The organism is Pseudomonas frederiksbergensis (assembly GCF_000802155.2).
GTDB lineage: Bacteria > Pseudomonadota > Gammaproteobacteria > Pseudomonadales > Pseudomonadaceae > Aquipseudomonas > Aquipseudomonas frederiksbergensis_A.
In genome coordinates, this window is sequence record NZ_JQGJ02000011.1 from 92,088 (window position 1) to 108,948 (window position 16,861).

The following is a 16,861-nucleotide window of genomic DNA, read 5'->3' on the forward strand; positions in this document are numbered from 1 at the left end:
GGCGCGAGCCCTGGCTGAAAAGAGGGGTTGCTAATCCCCTGGCTCAGTGGCGAGATAAGCATCCAAAACAAAACCACTCAGGGGTCGTTGTATGCCGCTCGCTACGTTGGTTCACCGTGCCAGTTTGCCAAGCCCACAGATCAGCGCCGAACAGGCGTTGGTGCTGCTGCGCTCGAATTACGGACTCAGCGGCGACCTGCGACCCCTCGGCAGCCACCAGGATCTGAACTACCGCGTCGATAGCGAACGCGGCCGGTTTGTGCTGAAGATTTGCCACGGCGACTACGCCATCGAGGAACTCCAGGCCCAGCATGCCGCCCTGAAGGCGCTTGCCGGGCACGGCGCGGTGAAGGTGCCAGCGGTTATTGCCGCCAGTAACGGCCAGGATCTGCTGACGCTCGAAGTCGCCGGGCAGACGGTCCATGTACGCCTGCTGGAGTACATTGACGGCCAATCCCTGACTCAACTCAAGCACCTTACCCCAGACCTGGTGACCGGGCTGGGACGGCTGTGCGCGCAGATGAACCTTGCCCTTGCCGCCTTCGACCATCCGGGCCTGGAGCGCACCCTGCAATGGGATGCGCGCCATGCGCCGGCCTTGATCGACCACCTGCTTCCCGTCATCCAGGACGATCGCCGACGCCAGTTGATCGCCGAAGTCGCGCAACAGGCCGAACGGCGCTTGTTGCCACTCAAGGCCAGCCTGCCGGTACAGGCGATCCACATGGACATCACGGATGACAACGTGGTCTGGCAGCGCGACACCCAGCGCCAGTGGCAAATGCAGGGTGTGATTGATTTTGGCGACTTGGTCCGCACCTGGCGCATCACCGACCTCTCGGTGACGTGTGCGGCCCTGCTGCATCATGCCGACGGCGATCCGTTTTTCATCCTGCCCGCGATCCAGGCCTATCACTCGGCCAATCCGTTGCAGCGCGAAGAACTCCTGGCGCTCTGGCCGTTGATCGTGACCCGCGCCGCCGTGCTGGTACTCAGCGGCGAACAACAAGTGGCTATCGATCCGGATAATCAATATTCCCGCGCCAATCTCGAACATGAATGGGAAATCTTCAACGTCGCCCATTCCGTCCCGCTTGAGTTGATGGAGGCGGCGATACTCAGCGCCGCCGGCCATCGCCCGCCGTCCATCGCCAACGAGGGCTTTGCGCCGCTGCTGCCGACGCTGGTCGGGCGTGATTTCGCCCTGATTGACCTGGGCGTGCTCAGCCCGCATTTCGAGGCCGGCAACTGGGAGCAGGCGGGGATCGACCAGCGTCTGTTGAGCGAAGCCGCCGCTGTGCACGGTTTGGCGGCCAGCCGTTACGGCCAGTACCGCTTGTCCCGCACCCGGCCGGACAGCGCCATCGAGCCCGATACTTATCCGTTGCACGTCGAATTGCATGTGCCGCAAGGCACACCACTGGAGTCGCCCTTCGCCGGCATGGTGCACAAGGATGCCGACGGCCTGCTGCGGCTCGACGGCCCGCAGTTGAGCGTGCGCCTGTGGGGCGTGGCATCGTCGCTGCTGCCAGGGGCCGCGCTGGTCAAGGGGCAGATAATCGGGGAGGTGGCCGGGCCGTTGCGGGTCCAACTGTGCCGGGGCGCGCATTTGAATCCTCCGCTGTTCTGCTCGCCGTCGCGGGCGCAAGCGTGGCAGGCGCTCTGCCCGTCGCCTGCGGCCTTGCTGGGGCTGGCTTGCGAGGCCGAGCCGGAAATCGATGCCGAGGCGCTGCGGGCCCGTCGCGATGCGAGTTTTGCCCGCTCGCAGAAGCACTACTATGTCGACCCGCCGCGCATCGAACGCGGCTGGCGCAATCACCTGATCGACATGCAGGGCCGCTCCTACCTCGACATGCTCAATAACGTCGCGGTGCTGGGTCATGGTCATCCGCGCATGGCGGCGGTGGCTGCCCGGCAATGGTCGCTGCTCAATACCAACTCGCGCTTCCACTATGCGGCGATCGCCGAGTTTTCCGAGCGCCTGCTGGCGCTGGCGCCGTCGAACATGGACCGGGTGTTCCTGGTCAACAGCGGCACCGAGGCCAACGACCTGGCGATCCGCCTGGCCTGGGCTTATAGCGGCGGACGCGACATGCTCAGCGTGCTGGAGGCCTATCACGGTTGGTCGGTGGCGGCGGACGCGGTCTCGACGTCCATCGCCGACAACCCCCAGGCCCTCAGCAGTCGTCCGGACTGGGTGCACCCGGTGACAGCGCCGAACACTTATCGCGGTGAGTTCCGCGGGGTCGACAGTGCGCCAGACTACGTGCGCAGCGTCGAGCACAACCTGGCAAAGATCGCCGAGCAGAAACGCCAGCTCGCCGGCTTCATTTGCGAGCCGGTGTATGGCAATGCCGGCGGCATCGCCCTGCCGCCGGGCTACCTGAAACAGGTATATGCCATGGTGCGCGAGCGTGGCGGCGTTTGCATCGCCGACGAAGTGCAGGTTGGCTACGGGCGCATGGGCGAGTTCTTCTGGGGCTTCGAGGAGCAAGGGGTGGTGCCGGACATCATCACCATGGCCAAGGGCATGGGCAACGGCCAGCCGTTGGGAGCCGTCATCACCCGTCGGGAGATCGCCGAGGCGCTGGAAGCCGAAGGGTATTTCTTCTCCTCCGCAGGCGGCAGCCCGGTCAGTTGCCGGATCGGCATGGCCGTGCTGGATGTCATGGAGGAGGAAAACCTCTGGGAGAACGCCCGGGTGGTCGGTGGCCATTTCAAAGCCCGGCTGGAAGCGTTGATCGACCAGTATCCCTTGGTCGGAGCGGTGCATGGTTCGGGCTTTTACCTGGGCGTGGAGCTGATCCGCAACCGCGACACCCTGGAGCCGGCCACCGAGGAAACCACGGCGCTGTGCAATCGCTTGCGCGAGTTGGGCATCTTCATGCAACCGACCGGTGACTACCTGAACATCCTCAAAATCAAGCCACCAATGGTCACTTCGCGGCAAAGCGTGGATTTCTTCGTCGATATGCTGGCGAAGGTGTTGGAGGAGGGGCTGTAGCCCTTTTCCGCGCTGACGGTATTCCCTGTGGGAGCGAGCAGGCTCGCTCCCACAGGTTTTTCGGTGTTCTTGAAGTCGATTTTTGTCGGCATTCTAAGCGTAAATTAGCAGCTTGTTGATTTTCTCCACTTTAAAAGCCGATTTTTATCGGCTATAAAGGCGTCTCTGTCCATCGCCCAGGAGATGAATCATGAGTCGTATCGTCACCGTAGCCGCTACTCAAATGGCCTGTTCCTGGGATCTCGAAGCCAATATCGAGACCGCCGAGAAGCTGGTTCGCCAGGCTGCTGCCCAAGGCGCGCAGATTATCCTTATCCAGGAATTGTTCGAGGCGCCGTACTTCTGCCAGAAGCCGAACCCGGACTACATGCAGTTGGCGACCTCGGTTGACGACAACGTTGCCATCAAGCATTTCCAGAAAATCGCCGAAGAGCTGCAGGTTGTGTTACCCATCAGTTTTTTTGAACTGGCCGGCCGCGCGCGCTTCAACAGTATTGCGATCATCGATGCCGATGGGCGGAACCTGGGCGTGTACCGCAAGAGCCATATCCCGGACGGCCCCGGCTACCATGAGAAGTACTACTTCAACCCTGGCGACACCGGTTTCAAGGTTTGGAATACGCGCTACGCAAAGATCGGCGTAGGCATCTGCTGGGATCAGTGGTTCCCGGAATGCGCCCGCAGCATGGCGCTGCAAGGCGCGGAAATCCTGTTGTACCCGACCGCCATCGGCAGCGAGCCGCACGACAAGACCATCTCGTCGCGTGATCACTGGCAACGCGTGCAGCAAGGCCATGCGGGTGCCAACCTGATGCCGCTGGTGGCCAGCAATCGCATCGGCAACGAAGAGCAGGATGGCTACGACATTACGTTTTACGGCTCGTCGTTCATCGCCAATCAGTATGGCGAGAAAGTCCAGGAACTGAACGAAACCGAAGAAGGTGTGCGGGTGCACAGCTTCGACCTCGACGAGCTGGAACACATTCGCAGTGCCTGGGGCACTTTTCGTGATCGGCGGCCGAACCTGTACGGCGCGATCAAAACCCTCGACGGCTCACTGGAGTCCTGATTGATGACAACTTTGCACAGCACTCCGCGCGCGGATGGTTTCCACATGCCTGCCGAGTGGGCAACCCAGACCCAGGTCTGGATGATCTGGCCCGAGCGCCCGGACAATTGGCGCCTGGGCGGCAAGCCGGCGCAGGCCGCCCATGTAGCGGTTGCTAAGGCCATCGCCCGCTTCGAACCGGTGACCGTGGCGGTGTCCGCCGCGCAATATGAAAACGCCCGGGCGCGCCTCGATGTACCGAATATCCGCCTGGTGGAAATGTCCAGCGACGACGCGTGGGTCCGGGACACCGGCCCGACGTTTGTCATCAACGACAACGGCGAAGTACGCGGCGTCGATTGGGATTTCAACGCCTGGGGTGGGTTCGACGGTGGCTTGTATTCGCCGTGGAACCGCGATTCGCAAGTGGCCGGCAAGATTCTCGAGATCGAGCGCAGCCCGCGTTATCGCACCGAAGGTTTTGTGTTGGAAGGCGGCTCGATCCATGTCGACGGTGAAGGCACCGTGATCACCACCGAGGAATGCCTGCTCAACCGCAATCGCAACCCGCACATGAGCCGCGAAGAGATCGAGGCGGTGCTCAGCGCCCAATTGGCTGTGGATAAAGTCATCTGGCTACCGGACGGTCTGTTCAATGATGAAACCGACGGCCATGTGGATAACTTCTGCTGCTACGTGCGCCCGGGTGAAGTATTGCTCGCCTGGACCGACGACCCGCAAGACCCGAACTACGCTCGCTGCCACGCGGCAATGAATGTCCTGCAAAACAGCACTGACGCCAAGGGCCGCCCGTTCACAGTGCATAAAATGCCGATTCCCGGGCCGTTGTACGCCACCGAGCAAGAATGTGCCGGTGTGGACGCGGTTGAAGGTTCCCAGGAGCGCAATCCGAGCGTGCGCCTGGCCGGTTCCTATGTGAACTTCTTGATCGTCAACGGCGGCATCATCGCGCCGAGTTTCGATGACCCGCTGGACGGGCCGGCCCGGGACCTGCTGCAAAGCCTGTTTCCTGAGCACGAGGTGGTAATGGTGCCGGGTAGGGAACTGTTACTGGGAGGCGGGAATATCCATTGCCTTACCCAACAGCAACCGGCACCGCGCATAAAATGAGTGGCGACGTAACAGCCAGGTGACATCAATCGCAGCGGCTCTATCTCGGCGGTTTTGGATCCATGCTGGCAAGCCCGCGTCCTGATTGGGGCGCGGGCTTTTTTGCGCCTGGATGGCCGGCGACGCGATGACATTGGCATAGCTCTTGTATCGTCATCCGGGCAGTTTCGGGGAGGGGAGCTGCGTTGTTTTGTCATAAACCTCGGATAGATTGGCCGCTCATCAACCAGGAGGGCGCTGGAATGAACATGATAAGTGAGCGCGCATGCCATCCTTTGGCTGTAAATGGTGAGTCGCTTCAAGCCGTGGCGCAGTGGTTGAAGTCCAATGGGACGCGTCAGATCAGAGAGCCTGATCCGCGTCGGATGATCATGGAGCGCTACCCCGTTGGCCTGTTCAGCGAGGCGGAGCTGGAAGCGTTGTGGGACGTGATGCAAGGATAGAACTCAACGGATTGATAAAGGCGCTGCCCGAAAGGACGGCGCTTTTTTTATGTCTGTTGGATTTCCTTGTGGTAGCTGGCTCCTAAATGGATCTGTTCTTAGACGTTTTTCGCCTAATCCAAGATGATTCACGAAATTGACACAGGGTTCAGGGCGCGACTAGGATTCGCCCACGCCTGTGGCCAACAGCCATGACTCTTAAATAATAAAAAGGCCCGACACGATGAACCGTGGGCGGGCCTTTTCATTATTTCCAGGAGCAAGAGTCCGAATAAAGAGCGCAAAAGCGCCATTCCGGTTGCCGGTTGCAGTGCGAATCAACCCGTACAAGGAAAATAATCATGTTGAACAAGCGCATTAGTTTGATCGCACTGGGGATATTGAGCACCACACAAGCCATGGCCAACGACCAGGCTGAGTCCAAGGGCTTCGTTGAAGACAGCAGCTTGAAGGTGCTGTTGCGCAACGCCTACATCAGCCGTGACTACAAGGACGGTAACGAGGACAAGGCCGAATGGGGCCAGGCGGCCATCGGTACGTTCTCGTCCGGCTTCACCCAAGGCACGGTGGGCGTGGGAGTGGATGCATTCGGCTTGTACGCGCTGCGTCTGGACGGCGGTAAAGGACGCACGGGTGCGCAAGGCATCGATTTCTTCAAGAAAGGCGACAGCGGCAACGCGGCCGATGACCTGGCCAAGTTTGGTGCCGCGGTGAAGTTCCGCGTTTCCAACACCGTGCTGGCCTACGGCGACCAGATGCCGGCCCTGCCCGTATTGAGTTATGACAACGGGCGCCTGCTGCCGGAAAGCTACACCGGCACGCTGATCACCTCCAAGGAGATCAAAGGCCTTGAACTGAACGCCGGTCGTTTCACCGCCGAGTCGCGTAAAAGCGCCGAAGGCCGTGACAGCGGTGGCTTGAAGTCGATCAACGTCCTGGGCGGCAGCTATCAGTTCACAGAACAGTTCAAGGCTGCGCTCTACGCCTCTGACGTCGAGGACGTGCTGAAGAAGCAGTACGTGAACGCCAACTACGTGTTCCCGCTGGCCAAGGACCAATCCCTGACCCTGGACTTCAACGGCTATCGCACCAAGCTGGATAACAGTTACGTGCGGGAAAACAACGTCACCGGCGACGACAACAAGATCTGGAGCCTGGCGGCGACCTTTGCCACCGGTCCGCACAGCTTCACCCTTGCCCACCAGCGCAGTACCGGCGACAGCAACCTCGGCTACGCCTATGGCGGCTATCAGCGTGACCAGAACCGTGTGGGTGATGGCGGCAATACCATCTATCTGGCCAACTCCTACTGGTCGGACTTCAACGCCGAAGACGAACGCAGCTGGCAGCTGGGCTACGGCCTGGACTTCACCACCTTCGGCGTCCCGGGCCTGACCTATAACGTGGCCTATGTGCGTGGCGATAACATCACCACCTCCACCAGCGAAGGCGGCACCGAGCGCGAAATCTTCAACCAGTTCAAATACGTCGTCCAGGGCGGCCCGGCCAAGGATTTGAGCGTGCGCTTGCGTAGCTCGTTCCTGCGCGTGTCGCAGAAGTCCAGCGAGTACAACGTCAGCGGTAATGAACTGCGGGTGTTTGTGGATTATCCGATTGATGTTTTTTGATGGCTGTTAACGTGATACATGTTTGATTGTTCCCCCCGGTCTTCGGATCGGGGGGCATGTTGATCCAAATCATCGAGAGTTTTTAGAGGGGTAAGGTAACTCATAGTATTTCGTTTTTATAGGCTGAGGGCCCACATAGTAGTAAGTGTTTGGCTTCAAATTCTATGAGTGAGGTGGCATTGGAGGCTTGGATAGCATATCCATCTCGCTGCTGGGTTATCTGAAGGGTTAGTTTGTTTTCTGTTGGGATATTTACAATTTTTAGATTTTTGGGGGCGCTGCAGTTTAGGCCTATGCGGCACGTGTTGTACCCTGATTGCTTCCATTTCGGCGGTGGAACGTCGGGATATTCTGCAATGTCAAATTCCAAGATGATGGTAGGTGCGCTGTTATCTATGGCCAATGAAAATAATTCAATTTGTCCGATGGGTACGGCGTAAGAAAAGACTTTATTAAAGAAAATGCTGCCTTCGAGGTTGTTCCAGGAAATCATTCCTCACTCCTTAAAGTAATAGTGATCTTTTGCGTTGTGAACTTTTCCTGTTCTTCTATTTTCAATAGGGCGCAAATTAAAGTGAGCTTCCTGGTCGCCTCGATTTTGTGGTTGATGATACTGATGTCCGGCTGAGTGATCTTGGATTATTATTTTAGAACCGTCGGGGCGAGTAAATTGATATTCTCGAGTCAAAATTGGTGTTCCTTCGGTGGTTAAAATTCTTTCACCGGATTTGTCCGTCATCCTTGCATAGCTATATTGTTGTGTTTTTCCGGTGGTGGCGTCGTATACAGGGTCCGGTTGCTGGGACTTTGGTATGCCCGCGTCCGATTTTGCATGCCTAAATGCGCCGTGGCGAGAAGGTTGGGGTGGCGGAGGCTCGCTTTTTTGCTCGCGTTCAATGGGTTTATTTTTATTCCCCGGACAATCCACCAACCCCAACGGATCCACCCACCCCGTCGGGTTCAGGGTGTACCGATACCCGTTGAGCCCGCCCTTGAGCTTGCTCGGATCCAGCGTCAGATACCGCCCCGTCTCCGGATTGTAGTACCGGTGCCGGTTGTAGTGCAGGCCGCTTTCCCGGTCGTGGTATTGGCCTTGGAAGCGCAGCGGTTGTTCCAGGCGTTTGCCGTCGCCGTGGCGCAGTTCGGTGAGTTTGCCATAGCCGTTGTAGCGCGCGGCCCAGACGATTTCGCCCTGGTGGCTGGTCAGTTCCTGGGGCGTGCCGAGGTGGTCGTTGTGGTAGTGGAACGGCGTGGCGTTGTCCGGGCCTTTGCCTTCGAGCAGGGCGAGGGGGCGGAAGGTGCCGGGTTCGTAGACGTAGCTTTGGTAGTAGCGATCGCTGCTTTCGGCGATGACTTGGTCGCCTTGCCAGATAAATTCCGTGGTCTGGTCCGCCACGGTCTTTTCGATGCGTCGGCCGAAGGCGTCGTAGCGGTAGGACGTTTCGCTGCCGTCCGGGCTGGTGATACCGATGAGGCGGTGTTGGCTGTCGTAGCGGTAGTGGGTGACGAGGCATTGGGCTTTGCCGCGGCGTTCGCGGATGAGGTTGCCGTAGGCGTCGTAGTCGTAGTGGCGGTCGCCCTCCATGAGCAGGCGATTGGCCTTGAGGGTGGTCGGGCCGGGACGGTCTCGCAGCAACAGGTTGCCGGCCGGGTCATGGGCAAAGCGTTCGGGGCCTTGGCTGTGGGCATAGTCGATGCGGACCAGGCGATCTTGCGCGTCGTACTGGTAGCTGCGGCGGTTTCGATTGTCGGAAAGCGCGGCGAGGTTGCCGTTGGCGCTGTAGGAGTAATCGCGCCAGAACAGTTGGTGCTGCTGGGTTTGCCAGACGGTCTGGGCCTTGAGGCGGCCCTGTTCGTCGTAGCGGTAGTCGCTGAGCAGCAGGCCTTGCTGGCGTTGGGTTTCGCGGCCGCCCTTGAAACGATGCTCGGTCAGGCAGGTGCCGTTGAGGTCGATGGCGATCAGCGCGCCGCCGCGGGCGTGGCGGTAGTCGAGGGTGCTGCGGTCGGGCAGGCGGCAGTGGATCAAGCGACCAACGCTGTCGTAGCGATAACGCAGGGTGGCCCAGCCTTGGTGTTCGGCGACGAGGCGGTCCTGGGCGTCGTATTCGTAGGCCAGCGGCCAATGGCCGTCGTCGACGCTGACCAAACGGCCGAGGGCGTCGTAGCGGTAATCGACTGCTGTGCCGTCCGGCAGGGTCTTGCGCAGCAGGCGCCCGGCGCTGTCGCGCTGATAGGCAGTGATCAGTTGGCTGCCGTCGGCGCCGAACTCGGTCTTTTCCAGCAGGTGGCCGTTGAGGTCGTAGGCATAGCCGGTGCGCTGGCCGTCGAAGCCGGTTTCCTGTCGGATCAGTCCGTTGGGCGTGTAGTCCAGATGATATTTTTCGCCGGATTCGTTCTCGATGTCCGTCAGCAACAGCCGCGCCGAGTCGTAGCGATATTTCAGCTCGCTGCCGTCGGGGTTGAGGCGGCGGCTGATCAGGTGCAGGTCGTCGGCGTATTCGTAGCGGGTGATACGCCCCAGTTCGTCCCGCTCGGCGATGACCTTGCCGTAGGCGTTGTAGCTCCAGGCGCGGGTCGCGCCGCTGGGCAAGGTGGTTTGCAGCAAGCGGCCCACGGCGTCCCATTGGTAGTGGGTGATGGCGCCGTATTCGTCCTGGCGGGTCAGCAAACGCCCCAGGGCATCGTAGGAAAAACACCGCTGGCTGCCATCGGGCAGGGTTTCTTCCACTAATTGACCAAGCGTGTTCCAGCTCAATGAATGAGCGCTACCGTCGGGGTGGCTGATGAGCCTCAGGCGCCCCTGGTCGCTGTAGTGGTAGTACGTGATGTTTCCGTCAGGATCGACCTGTCGGGTTATGTCGCCTTGCCGATTGCGGCGGTATTTCCAACTGGCTTTGCCGCGATGGACGTCGCTTACGAACCCGTTCACATGCTCGTAAATCACCGCTTCTTCATCCGGCGCAATGACGGCTGTCAGCAAGCCGTCCTCGTCGTAGCGGTATTCGGTCACGGCGCCCAGCGGGTCTTGCTCGGCGATCAGCTGGCCCTTTTCGTTATAGGCCTTGCGATGTTGCGCGCCGTCCGGATCGGTCTTGCTGATGAGCCGGGCCTTGTCGTCGTGGGTATAGACCTCCTCACTGCCGTCGCCATGGGTAACGGTGACGCTGCCCTTGTCGTCCCAGGTATAACGGGCGTGCATTTGCGCGAAACTGGCCCAGTGACGAACGCAACGGACCTGTTTCCCCTCGTTTTCCCATTCCCAGAAAAAACTGGCGCCACCGGCTAGCTGTCGTTCGACGATGACGTGTTGCTCGTCGTACCGATAACGCTCCGTCTCGCCGCTGGCGTTGGTCGCCTCGACCAGACGATGCTGGGCGTCATAATGGTAGGTGACCAACGTCTGGACGGTCGTCCAGCACCGTTCCAGCGTGTTCTGCGCATTGAACTGTTGGTAATCGACCGCGACGATGCGACTGCCGTTGTAGCGGAAGAGCAACCCTCTCCCGGCACCGTTGTCCAGGCGCTTGATCTGCCCAAGAACGTCGCGGGTGACGCGCAGCCGGTTGCCATAACTGTCGCTGATGGTCTCCAAGGTTGCGCCATCGTTGCGCAGATGAAAGTGATAGAACGAGGGCCGTTGGCCTGCTTGAGCCACGATCAGCTCGTTGGGAGCATTGCCCAGGTAAATAGCTGCACAGGACAGACTGTTGGTAATCGTTGGGCGCTGCTTGGTCGGGCGCGGGAAGCGGATGGATCGATTTTCGTGATCGGTCCAAACGACTTCTTCACCGGTGATGTCAAGCCGATGGGCGAGCGCGTGGCTCCAGCCGTAACCCAGGCCGCAGTCGATTTCCACTGCGCTGGTTCGATACAGGCGAGTCCACTCGAACGGCAACAGGCCGTCGAGTTGGCCATCGTCGAGCGTCAACAATTCTTCGCCGGTCACCATCGAGACCGGGCATTTGTCGGTACAGGTATGGGCGACGGGCTCGGCGCTCTTGCCGGTCGGCGTGGTCGCCTGCGTTGAAGCATCGTCAACCGTCTTGCCCGCGACGAGCCTGGCGTTCCTCTTGCCGTCGATGCGCAGCTCGACCGCGCCTTTTTTCATGGGCGCCGCCGTGCCCCGCACCGCCACGGGAATGTACTGGGCGACGTACCCCATGAAGCCATTGATGACGGCGAACACGGACTGTACGAAACCGGTCACTGCATCAAGGAGGATTTCCCCGTATTTTTTCACCCGTGCCGCGAGATAAATAACGCCGGTACCCTCGGCAACCACTGTAAGAACGATTGCCAGCACGATGTCGATCACGATTCCCATGACCGCGGCGGTGGTCATCCTTGCGGCATCGCCGGCCACCTGCATCGGCGGCAGACTTGCCAACCAGATCAGCGCACAGCGCATCATCAGGAAGAGCGCAGCCTCGTCGCTGGCCAGCAGCATGGCCTTTTTCATGACCTCGGGTGTTTGTCTGGCGACTTCGATGAGCCGATCGGCCCCTTCGCCCAGCTCATCCATGAACTTCGCCGGATTTTTCAGCATGTCCAGCACCAGGCTGATGCCGTCCCACACACCCTTGATGGCTTCCCATCCACCTTCGAGAATGCCACTGCCCACCGCTATGGCCATACCGGATAAGGACAGGCTCGACCACTGCTGCCTGTACCCCGCCGGGCCTTCCCATTTATTGCGCAGGAATGTTTCCAGCTCGCCTGTCAGCCCGTCGTAGGTGCCGAACAACGCATCGATCTGGTCGGGCGTGACTTTGCTGTGCACGCGTACCTGGTAATACTTGCCGGGTACACCGCGGTCCAACTGGCCTTTCCTTGGGCGTCGAGCCTGACTTTGCTGATGGCCCCACTGTCCACGTCGACGATTTCAACGTCGATATTGCCGATCGGGATGTCATAGACCGACTCGAATTTGCTCTCGATCAGCAAAGGCCCCTTCAGCGGGCATCTGGTTACATTCGAGTTGAAGTCGCTATCACTCACTGCCACAGTTTTTTGACTGTCACCGACCTTGACGATGCGCTCCATACCCATGAGAGACGGCAGATCACGAAGTCGGCTGAAGTCATCGGCCCGCTGCGCATACCAGGTTTGGGTCTGCTCTTGATAGCGCTTCAAACTGTCCTTGAATGTCGCAAGCTCCTCATCGACGAAGGCAACATGATCCTTCGCTGACATCAACATTGCTCCCGAGCCAGCTCGTTCAGCAGGATTTCATGAACTTTTTCCTGATTCGTTGCATGGCGTACGCAGCGGCTGACTTTCAACTTCAGATTGCTTTCGGGCCAAGCGGTAAAAAGATCCAAGTGCTCTTCTTCAAGCCACTGCATCAGATTTTCCACCCGTGCCGAAGGGTTCTGCTCCGACAGCGCATCGAGCAGATGCTTCGGCATTTCCCACCACGGCCAATCCTTCACCGCCGGCACCTTCGTCGGACCGATATCCAAGGACTTTCCGTTGATCAAATAACGCTCGAACACCGGCAACATATCCCCGGCGGCATCACCGAGGCCTTCAAGGATCGAATGAAAGAATCGCCCATCCCAAAACCGAAAAAAGACTTCGCGACCGTCCGGCATCTTCACTTGCGTCAGGCTGCGCAGGTGCGCCAACACCTCTTCTTGATCACACCGCGAAACGGCGAGCCAGCCCCAGTCGAGGCTGTCGGTTTCGGCAATCCAGGACAGGAATGCCGAGCCGGGGTCGAGCTTGGTCACGTAGGGCATGACCGGTTGCCAAGCGGCGTAGGGCGTTTCGCTCCAGATGGGTAGCAACGGATGGACTGGAACCGAGGTGCGGAGGGCTTGCAGTGCATCGGCCTCGCTCGCGGCACTGATGATCAGGTACAGATGCGCGTTTTCCCGTATCGGCTGTTGCGCCAGCCATGTCCTGGGGTCGAGGGGCGTAAACGTGGGTGCCGCCATGGGGCTCTCCTTGCCGAAAGATGTGCATTCGGGGATCTGCCCCGATGAGGGCCGCACATCTATCAAGGAATGAGCCAGGTTTAGTGAAGGCCCATGAGCCGGCGTGTTGAAGCGGGGAGGCGGGTGTCTGAAAGCGGATGATGCGGTAGGGTTGGATAAAAAGTGCTCAACAAATTGCGCGCTGCTGCGCCGTTTCTTGCGCGTTGGAAAAGCAGAATTCGTAGCCACCCGTTGTAAAAATGACGTCGCAAATACGTCTTTCCGTGCAAAAAAATCGGACTAATGAAACGTTTTGCACCGTTTCAAACGCCACTTGAAATGCTTCAAATACTTTTTCATGGACGCAAATCCTGCACCTAATAGATTAGTCCGCTCAATGCAGCGGAGACCTATGAAAAATGATCGTTCTGAACAGGGAAGTGGGCGAAGCGCTAAGACGTGACAAATACGTCAACGTCCGCGGTGGAGACTTCAATCTCTACGGTCATTTCGGCGATTTTGTCCGGCTGACCAAAAGCTGGGAAAACATGGAGCCCGACAGTTATTACGGCCAGGCCGAGTCAGGCATGCGTTTTCGCCGCTACAGCGACTTCGAATACAACCCCACGACTCGCGAGCTCAAGCAGCTCGAACACCGGGCCTATGTCCAGTCCAAGGCCAACAACAGTTACGTCGGCGGATTGGAGCGGCACTTCCAGGATTTCTCCAACGAAGTGATCAATTCCCCGGTGATGCGCAGCCTGATCGACACAGACTTCGAGGTGTACAAGAACGTCTTGCCGCAGGAACTGCATGATGAAGTCTGGCAATGCCAGATCCATCAGATCCGCATCGAGATCAAGCCGGGCAAGCAGCTGGAAATCACCCCGGAAGGCATCCATTGCGACGGCTATCCGTTCAGCGGCGTCCATTTCTGGGGCCGCAATAATGTTTGCGGCGCAGAAAGTCGTCTCTATAGCGCCCAGGAAGAGCAACTGGCGGCAACCACCTACGAGGATATCCTCGATACGACATTCTTCCTCGATCGTGACATGCGCCACTATGTGACCCCAGCGCGCAACGTCCACAGCCACGAGATGGCGTTCAGGCAGATCCTGGCGATCTCCTTCTCGCGGCCCGGGACCGCTTTTGACATTGTTCGCTGAACAGCTCGAACCCATGGACGATCCGGTGCAACAAGTCCTGTTGCGCCGAGCCATGGTCAGGGATGCCGAGCGGCTGGAGCAGTTTTTCCGCGGTTTTACCGAGGTCTCGTTCTGCGAGTGGCAGGATGCGCGATTCTTGCGCGGCGTGTTGTTGCAGGAAACCACCACGGCCTACATGGCTTTCGATGCCATGGGGGAAGTCGTCGGCGCGGTCATTGGCGGCATGCTGGGCACTCGAGGGACGATCAATCACCTGGCCGTCAGCCCGAGGCATCGCACCCAAGGCCTGGGTCAGCGCTTGGTCGAAGCGGCATCGGCGGACATGAAACGCGTGGGCGTACTGCGTATGTTCTTGTTCGTCGACGATAGCAATCTGGCTGGCAAGCGTTTCTGGGCTGCCCAGGGGTTCTGCGAGCCCCGAGGTGAAATCACTTTCGAGAGGGATCTATGAACAAGACTTCCAGCCAGCCGCTGGCGGTCGAACCACAAGCCTCGCGAACCTTTGCTGAAGCCAGTCCGGTAGTAGCGGGTTATTTCACGGTTTCGTTTGTGTTCGGTCTGATGGCGGTGAATGCCGGGCTGCCCTTGTGGCTACCGGTTGCGATGTGCCTGTTCGTCTACGCAGGTGCCTCGCAATTTGCCGCGCTGGCACTGATTTCCAGCGGTGCGTCGTTGACCACGATCGTGCTCACCACGTTCCTGATCAATGCGCGCCACATGCTCATGTCCGTCTATATGGCCAAGGCATTGCGGGCGTTGGGACTCAGTCGTTTCGAGCGTTGGTGCTACGCGGCGGGGCTCACCGACGAGTCGTTTGCCTTTCACAGCGTCAAGCTGGGCAGCGGGGCGCCGGTCAGCCTGCGCTACCTGATTGGCTTCAACCTGTTTTGCCATGCGTCGTGGGTACTTGGCGGCTTGTTGGGGGCCGTCTGCGCGCAGTACGCAGCGCACCTGATCAAGTATCAACTTGATTACGCCCTGACGGCCATGATGCTCTACGTGCTGGTTTCACTGTGCAATACGCGCAATAAACTGATCGCGGCCTTGGCCGCGGTCGCCTGCATGGGCGTGCTCAGCCTGTTGGTCAGTTCGCCATTCAATGTGTTCATCGCCACGTTCGTTGGCTGCGGGGTAGGCGTATGCCTGACCAAACGTTCCTGATCCTCGTCGTTGTGTTGATGATGGCCGTGACCTTTCTGCCTCGGGCCTTGCCGCTGCAGGTGAATACGGAAAACTGGCCTCCCTTCGTCGCCCGCGCGCTGGAATACTTGCCGGTAGCGATTGTCGCCGCCATCAGCCTGACGCCGTTGTTGATCAAGGACCAACAGATACAGATCGACCGCCCAGAGTTCTACGCGGCGATTCCGACACTGCTATGTGCGTATTTCAGCCGCAACCTGTTTCTCAGTGTGGCGGTGGGCACGGCGTCGTATATCGCGCTCGGTTCGTTCCTGTAGCGTCATATCCACCACATCGTGCAGCGCCTGGTCGCTGAGCTCGGGATTGTTCACCGCCAGGCGAACTTCCAGGAAATCCTCGAAATCCGGAAAGATCGCCAGGCCGTTTCGCATCGCCGCGTCCCTGGACACCAGTCCCAGGCCGTCGAGCTGGGTGATCAGCGACAAGGTCAGCGTTTCGCTGCAGGAGTACACCATTCGCTGGCTGGGTCCGTATTCGCCGAGACCCGCGTCGAGAAAACGCAGGAAGCTGTGGGAATAGGGGCATTCGTCAGCAGGGCGGACCTGGAACTTGTCGACGAGCAAGCCAAGGGAGTCATCCTGGTTACCGCAATGGGCACCGACTACCTGCACTTGCACGTCCGGCATCGGGATACTGGTGAAGCCGCTTTGTTGCCCGATGAGGATCGCCAGGTCGAAATGCTCGTTCTTGAGCTTGCTCAGGTTCTCCATCGACTCTGCGTAACTGAACTCAAGCTGGTACTGAGGGAACACCGCGATCAGGCGATCGATCATGCGTCGATTGAAATCTGTCGGCAGCGTCGTGTTGAGCGCCACTTTAAGGCTTCGTTGCCTGGGTGCCTTGAGCGCCGCGACCTTTTCTTCCAGTTGCCGAGTGGCCACCAGGACTTGGTCCATGAAAGGCGTCAATTCAGAGCCTTGGCTCGTCAACGTCAGGCCCTTGTTCGAGCGCCGAAACAACCGAAACCCGAACTGTTCCTCAACCTTGTTCAATTGCGCTGCCAGCGCCTGCACCGTAAGGCACGACTGTTCCGCCGCGGCCGACAACGAGCCGGTCTGCATGATGCGCATGAGATTACGTAAGGTTCTGCTATCCATGAGGTAATGCCCTCTGCTTTAGTGGGCTCGCTATTATTGTGCACTCGGCCGGGTCTGGCGGTGCGATGCTGGCTATCATCAAGCACCTTGCCACGCTTGTCGCGATTTTGTGGCGAAAAGCTCCAGCAGGCGATGACTGGAGCTTATGCGGGATTCTGGTTTTTTGCTGGGTCGGCGTGTCGGACGATTCAATTCACACGGCATATCGTCGCGGTTACCAGGCTGT

14 protein-coding genes are annotated in these 16,861 nt (G+C 59.2%); 9 read left to right on the forward strand and 5 right to left on the reverse strand.

The window, feature by feature from the left end; all coding sequences use genetic code 11:
• The first annotated feature begins 91 nt into the window (after positions 1–91).
• From JZ00_RS19865 to JZ00_RS19885, 5 genes are all read left to right on the forward strand, one after another.
• Positions 92–3,004, forward strand: coding sequence for an aminotransferase (locus JZ00_RS19865; protein WP_039592662.1), 2,913 nt, complete (start codon positions 92–94; stop codon positions 3,002–3,004).
• Positions 3,005–3,194: 190 nt separating this feature from the next.
• The gene (gene aguB, locus JZ00_RS19870) at positions 3,195–4,073 is read left to right on the forward strand and encodes an N-carbamoylputrescine amidase (protein ID WP_039592663.1); all 879 of its coding nucleotides are present in this window, start codon (positions 3,195–3,197) and stop codon (positions 4,071–4,073) included.
• Positions 4,074–4,076: 3 nt separating this feature from the next.
• Complete coding sequence (gene aguA / locus JZ00_RS19875) at positions 4,077–5,183, forward strand: agmatine deiminase (protein ID WP_039592664.1); 1,107 nt, start codon at positions 4,077–4,079, stop codon at positions 5,181–5,183.
• 242 nt (positions 5,184–5,425) lie between these two features.
• On the forward strand, positions 5,426–5,626 hold the full coding sequence (locus JZ00_RS19880) for a hypothetical protein (protein WP_039592665.1): 201 nt from the start codon (positions 5,426–5,428) through the stop codon (positions 5,624–5,626).
• Between the two features lie 341 nt (positions 5,627–5,967).
• Positions 5,968–7,254, forward strand: coding sequence for an OprD family porin (locus tag JZ00_RS19885; protein ID WP_039592666.1), 1,287 nt, complete (start codon positions 5,968–5,970; stop codon positions 7,252–7,254).
• 100 nt (positions 7,255–7,354) lie between these two features.
• Here JZ00_RS19885 and JZ00_RS19890 read toward each other — a convergent pair whose 3' ends face one another.
• From JZ00_RS19890 to JZ00_RS19900, 4 genes are read right to left on the reverse strand one after another with little or no spacing between them, the layout of a single operon-like run.
• Positions 7,355–7,747, reverse strand: coding sequence for an Imm50 family immunity protein (locus tag JZ00_RS19890; protein ID WP_039592667.1), 393 nt, complete (start codon positions 7,745–7,747; stop codon positions 7,355–7,357).
• Between the two features lie 3 nt (positions 7,748–7,750).
• Positions 7,751–12,073 carry an RHS repeat-associated core domain-containing protein gene (locus JZ00_RS19895; protein WP_412177686.1) on the reverse strand — a complete coding sequence of 1,441 codons (4,323 nt, stop codon included), beginning with the start codon at positions 12,071–12,073 and terminating at the stop codon, positions 7,751–7,753.
• A complete protein-coding gene (locus tag JZ00_RS32030) occupies positions 11,974–12,447 on the reverse strand; it encodes a hypothetical protein (protein ID WP_412177687.1) in 474 nt (157 codons plus the stop codon). The genes JZ00_RS19895 and JZ00_RS32030 overlap by 100 nt, the downstream gene beginning before the upstream one ends.
• On the reverse strand, positions 12,447–13,193 hold the full coding sequence (locus JZ00_RS19900; RefSeq protein ID WP_039592668.1) for a DUF4123 domain-containing protein: 747 nt from the start codon (positions 13,191–13,193) through the stop codon (positions 12,447–12,449). Before JZ00_RS19900 ends, JZ00_RS32030 begins: the two co-directional genes overlap by 1 nt.
• 398 nt (positions 13,194–13,591) lie before the next feature.
• Here JZ00_RS19900 and JZ00_RS19905 point away from each other — a divergent pair, with 398 nt between their 5' ends.
• From JZ00_RS19905 to JZ00_RS19920, 4 genes are read left to right on the forward strand one after another with little or no spacing between them, the layout of a single operon-like run.
• On the forward strand, positions 13,592–14,338 hold the full coding sequence (locus JZ00_RS19905; RefSeq protein ID WP_039592669.1) for a 2OG-Fe dioxygenase family protein: 747 nt from the start codon (positions 13,592–13,594) through the stop codon (positions 14,336–14,338).
• A gap of 13 nt (positions 14,339–14,351) precedes the next feature.
• Complete coding sequence (locus JZ00_RS19910) at positions 14,352–14,789, forward strand: GNAT family N-acetyltransferase (protein ID WP_196304736.1); 438 nt, start codon at positions 14,352–14,354, stop codon at positions 14,787–14,789.
• Positions 14,786–15,499: an AzlC family ABC transporter permease gene (locus JZ00_RS19915; RefSeq protein WP_039592670.1), complete on the forward strand. Its 714-nt coding sequence runs from the start codon at positions 14,786–14,788 to the stop codon at positions 15,497–15,499. The genes JZ00_RS19910 and JZ00_RS19915 overlap by 4 nt, the downstream gene beginning before the upstream one ends.
• Complete coding sequence (locus tag JZ00_RS19920; protein ID WP_039592671.1) at positions 15,478–15,795, forward strand: AzlD domain-containing protein; 318 nt, start codon at positions 15,478–15,480, stop codon at positions 15,793–15,795. Before JZ00_RS19915 ends, JZ00_RS19920 begins: the two co-directional genes overlap by 22 nt.
• On the opposite strand, the gene JZ00_RS19925 is transcribed toward JZ00_RS19920, so the two are convergent.
• Complete coding sequence (locus tag JZ00_RS19925; protein ID WP_039592672.1) at positions 15,712–16,635, reverse strand: LysR family transcriptional regulator; 924 nt, start codon at positions 16,633–16,635, stop codon at positions 15,712–15,714. The two genes, JZ00_RS19920 and JZ00_RS19925, sit on opposite strands and share 84 nt — an antisense overlap.
• Positions 16,636–16,861: the final 226 nt, after the last annotated feature.

Coding starts and splice junctions, on each gene's coding strand:
- aguB (WP_039592663.1), top strand. CDS start 3,195: ATGAGTCGTATCGTCACCGTAGCCGCTACTCAAATGGCCTGTTCCTGG.
- JZ00_RS19920 (WP_039592671.1), top strand. CDS start 15,478: ATGCCTGACCAAACGTTCCTGATCCTCGTCGTTGTGTTGATGATGGCC.
- JZ00_RS19915 (WP_039592670.1), top strand. CDS start 14,786: ATGAACAAGACTTCCAGCCAGCCGCTGGCGGTCGAACCACAAGCCTCG.
- JZ00_RS19890 (WP_039592667.1), bottom strand. CDS start 7,747: ATGATTTCCTGGAACAACCTCGAAGGCAGCATTTTCTTTAATAAAGTC.
- JZ00_RS32030 (WP_412177687.1), bottom strand. CDS start 12,447: ATGTCAGCGAAGGATCATGTTGCCTTCGTCGATGAGGAGCTTGCGACA.
- JZ00_RS19905 (WP_039592669.1), top strand. CDS start 13,592: ATGATCGTTCTGAACAGGGAAGTGGGCGAAGCGCTAAGACGTGACAAA.
- JZ00_RS19885 (WP_039592666.1), top strand. CDS start 5,968: ATGTTGAACAAGCGCATTAGTTTGATCGCACTGGGGATATTGAGCACC.
- aguA (WP_039592664.1), top strand. CDS start 4,077: ATGACAACTTTGCACAGCACTCCGCGCGCGGATGGTTTCCACATGCCT.
- JZ00_RS19865 (WP_039592662.1), top strand. CDS start 92: ATGCCGCTCGCTACGTTGGTTCACCGTGCCAGTTTGCCAAGCCCACAG.
- JZ00_RS19910 (WP_196304736.1), top strand. CDS start 14,352: ATGGACGATCCGGTGCAACAAGTCCTGTTGCGCCGAGCCATGGTCAGG.
- JZ00_RS19900 (WP_039592668.1), bottom strand. CDS start 13,193: ATGGCGGCACCCACGTTTACGCCCCTCGACCCCAGGACATGGCTGGCG.
- JZ00_RS19880 (WP_039592665.1), top strand. CDS start 5,426: ATGAACATGATAAGTGAGCGCGCATGCCATCCTTTGGCTGTAAATGGT.
- JZ00_RS19925 (WP_039592672.1), bottom strand. CDS start 16,635: ATGGATAGCAGAACCTTACGTAATCTCATGCGCATCATGCAGACCGGC.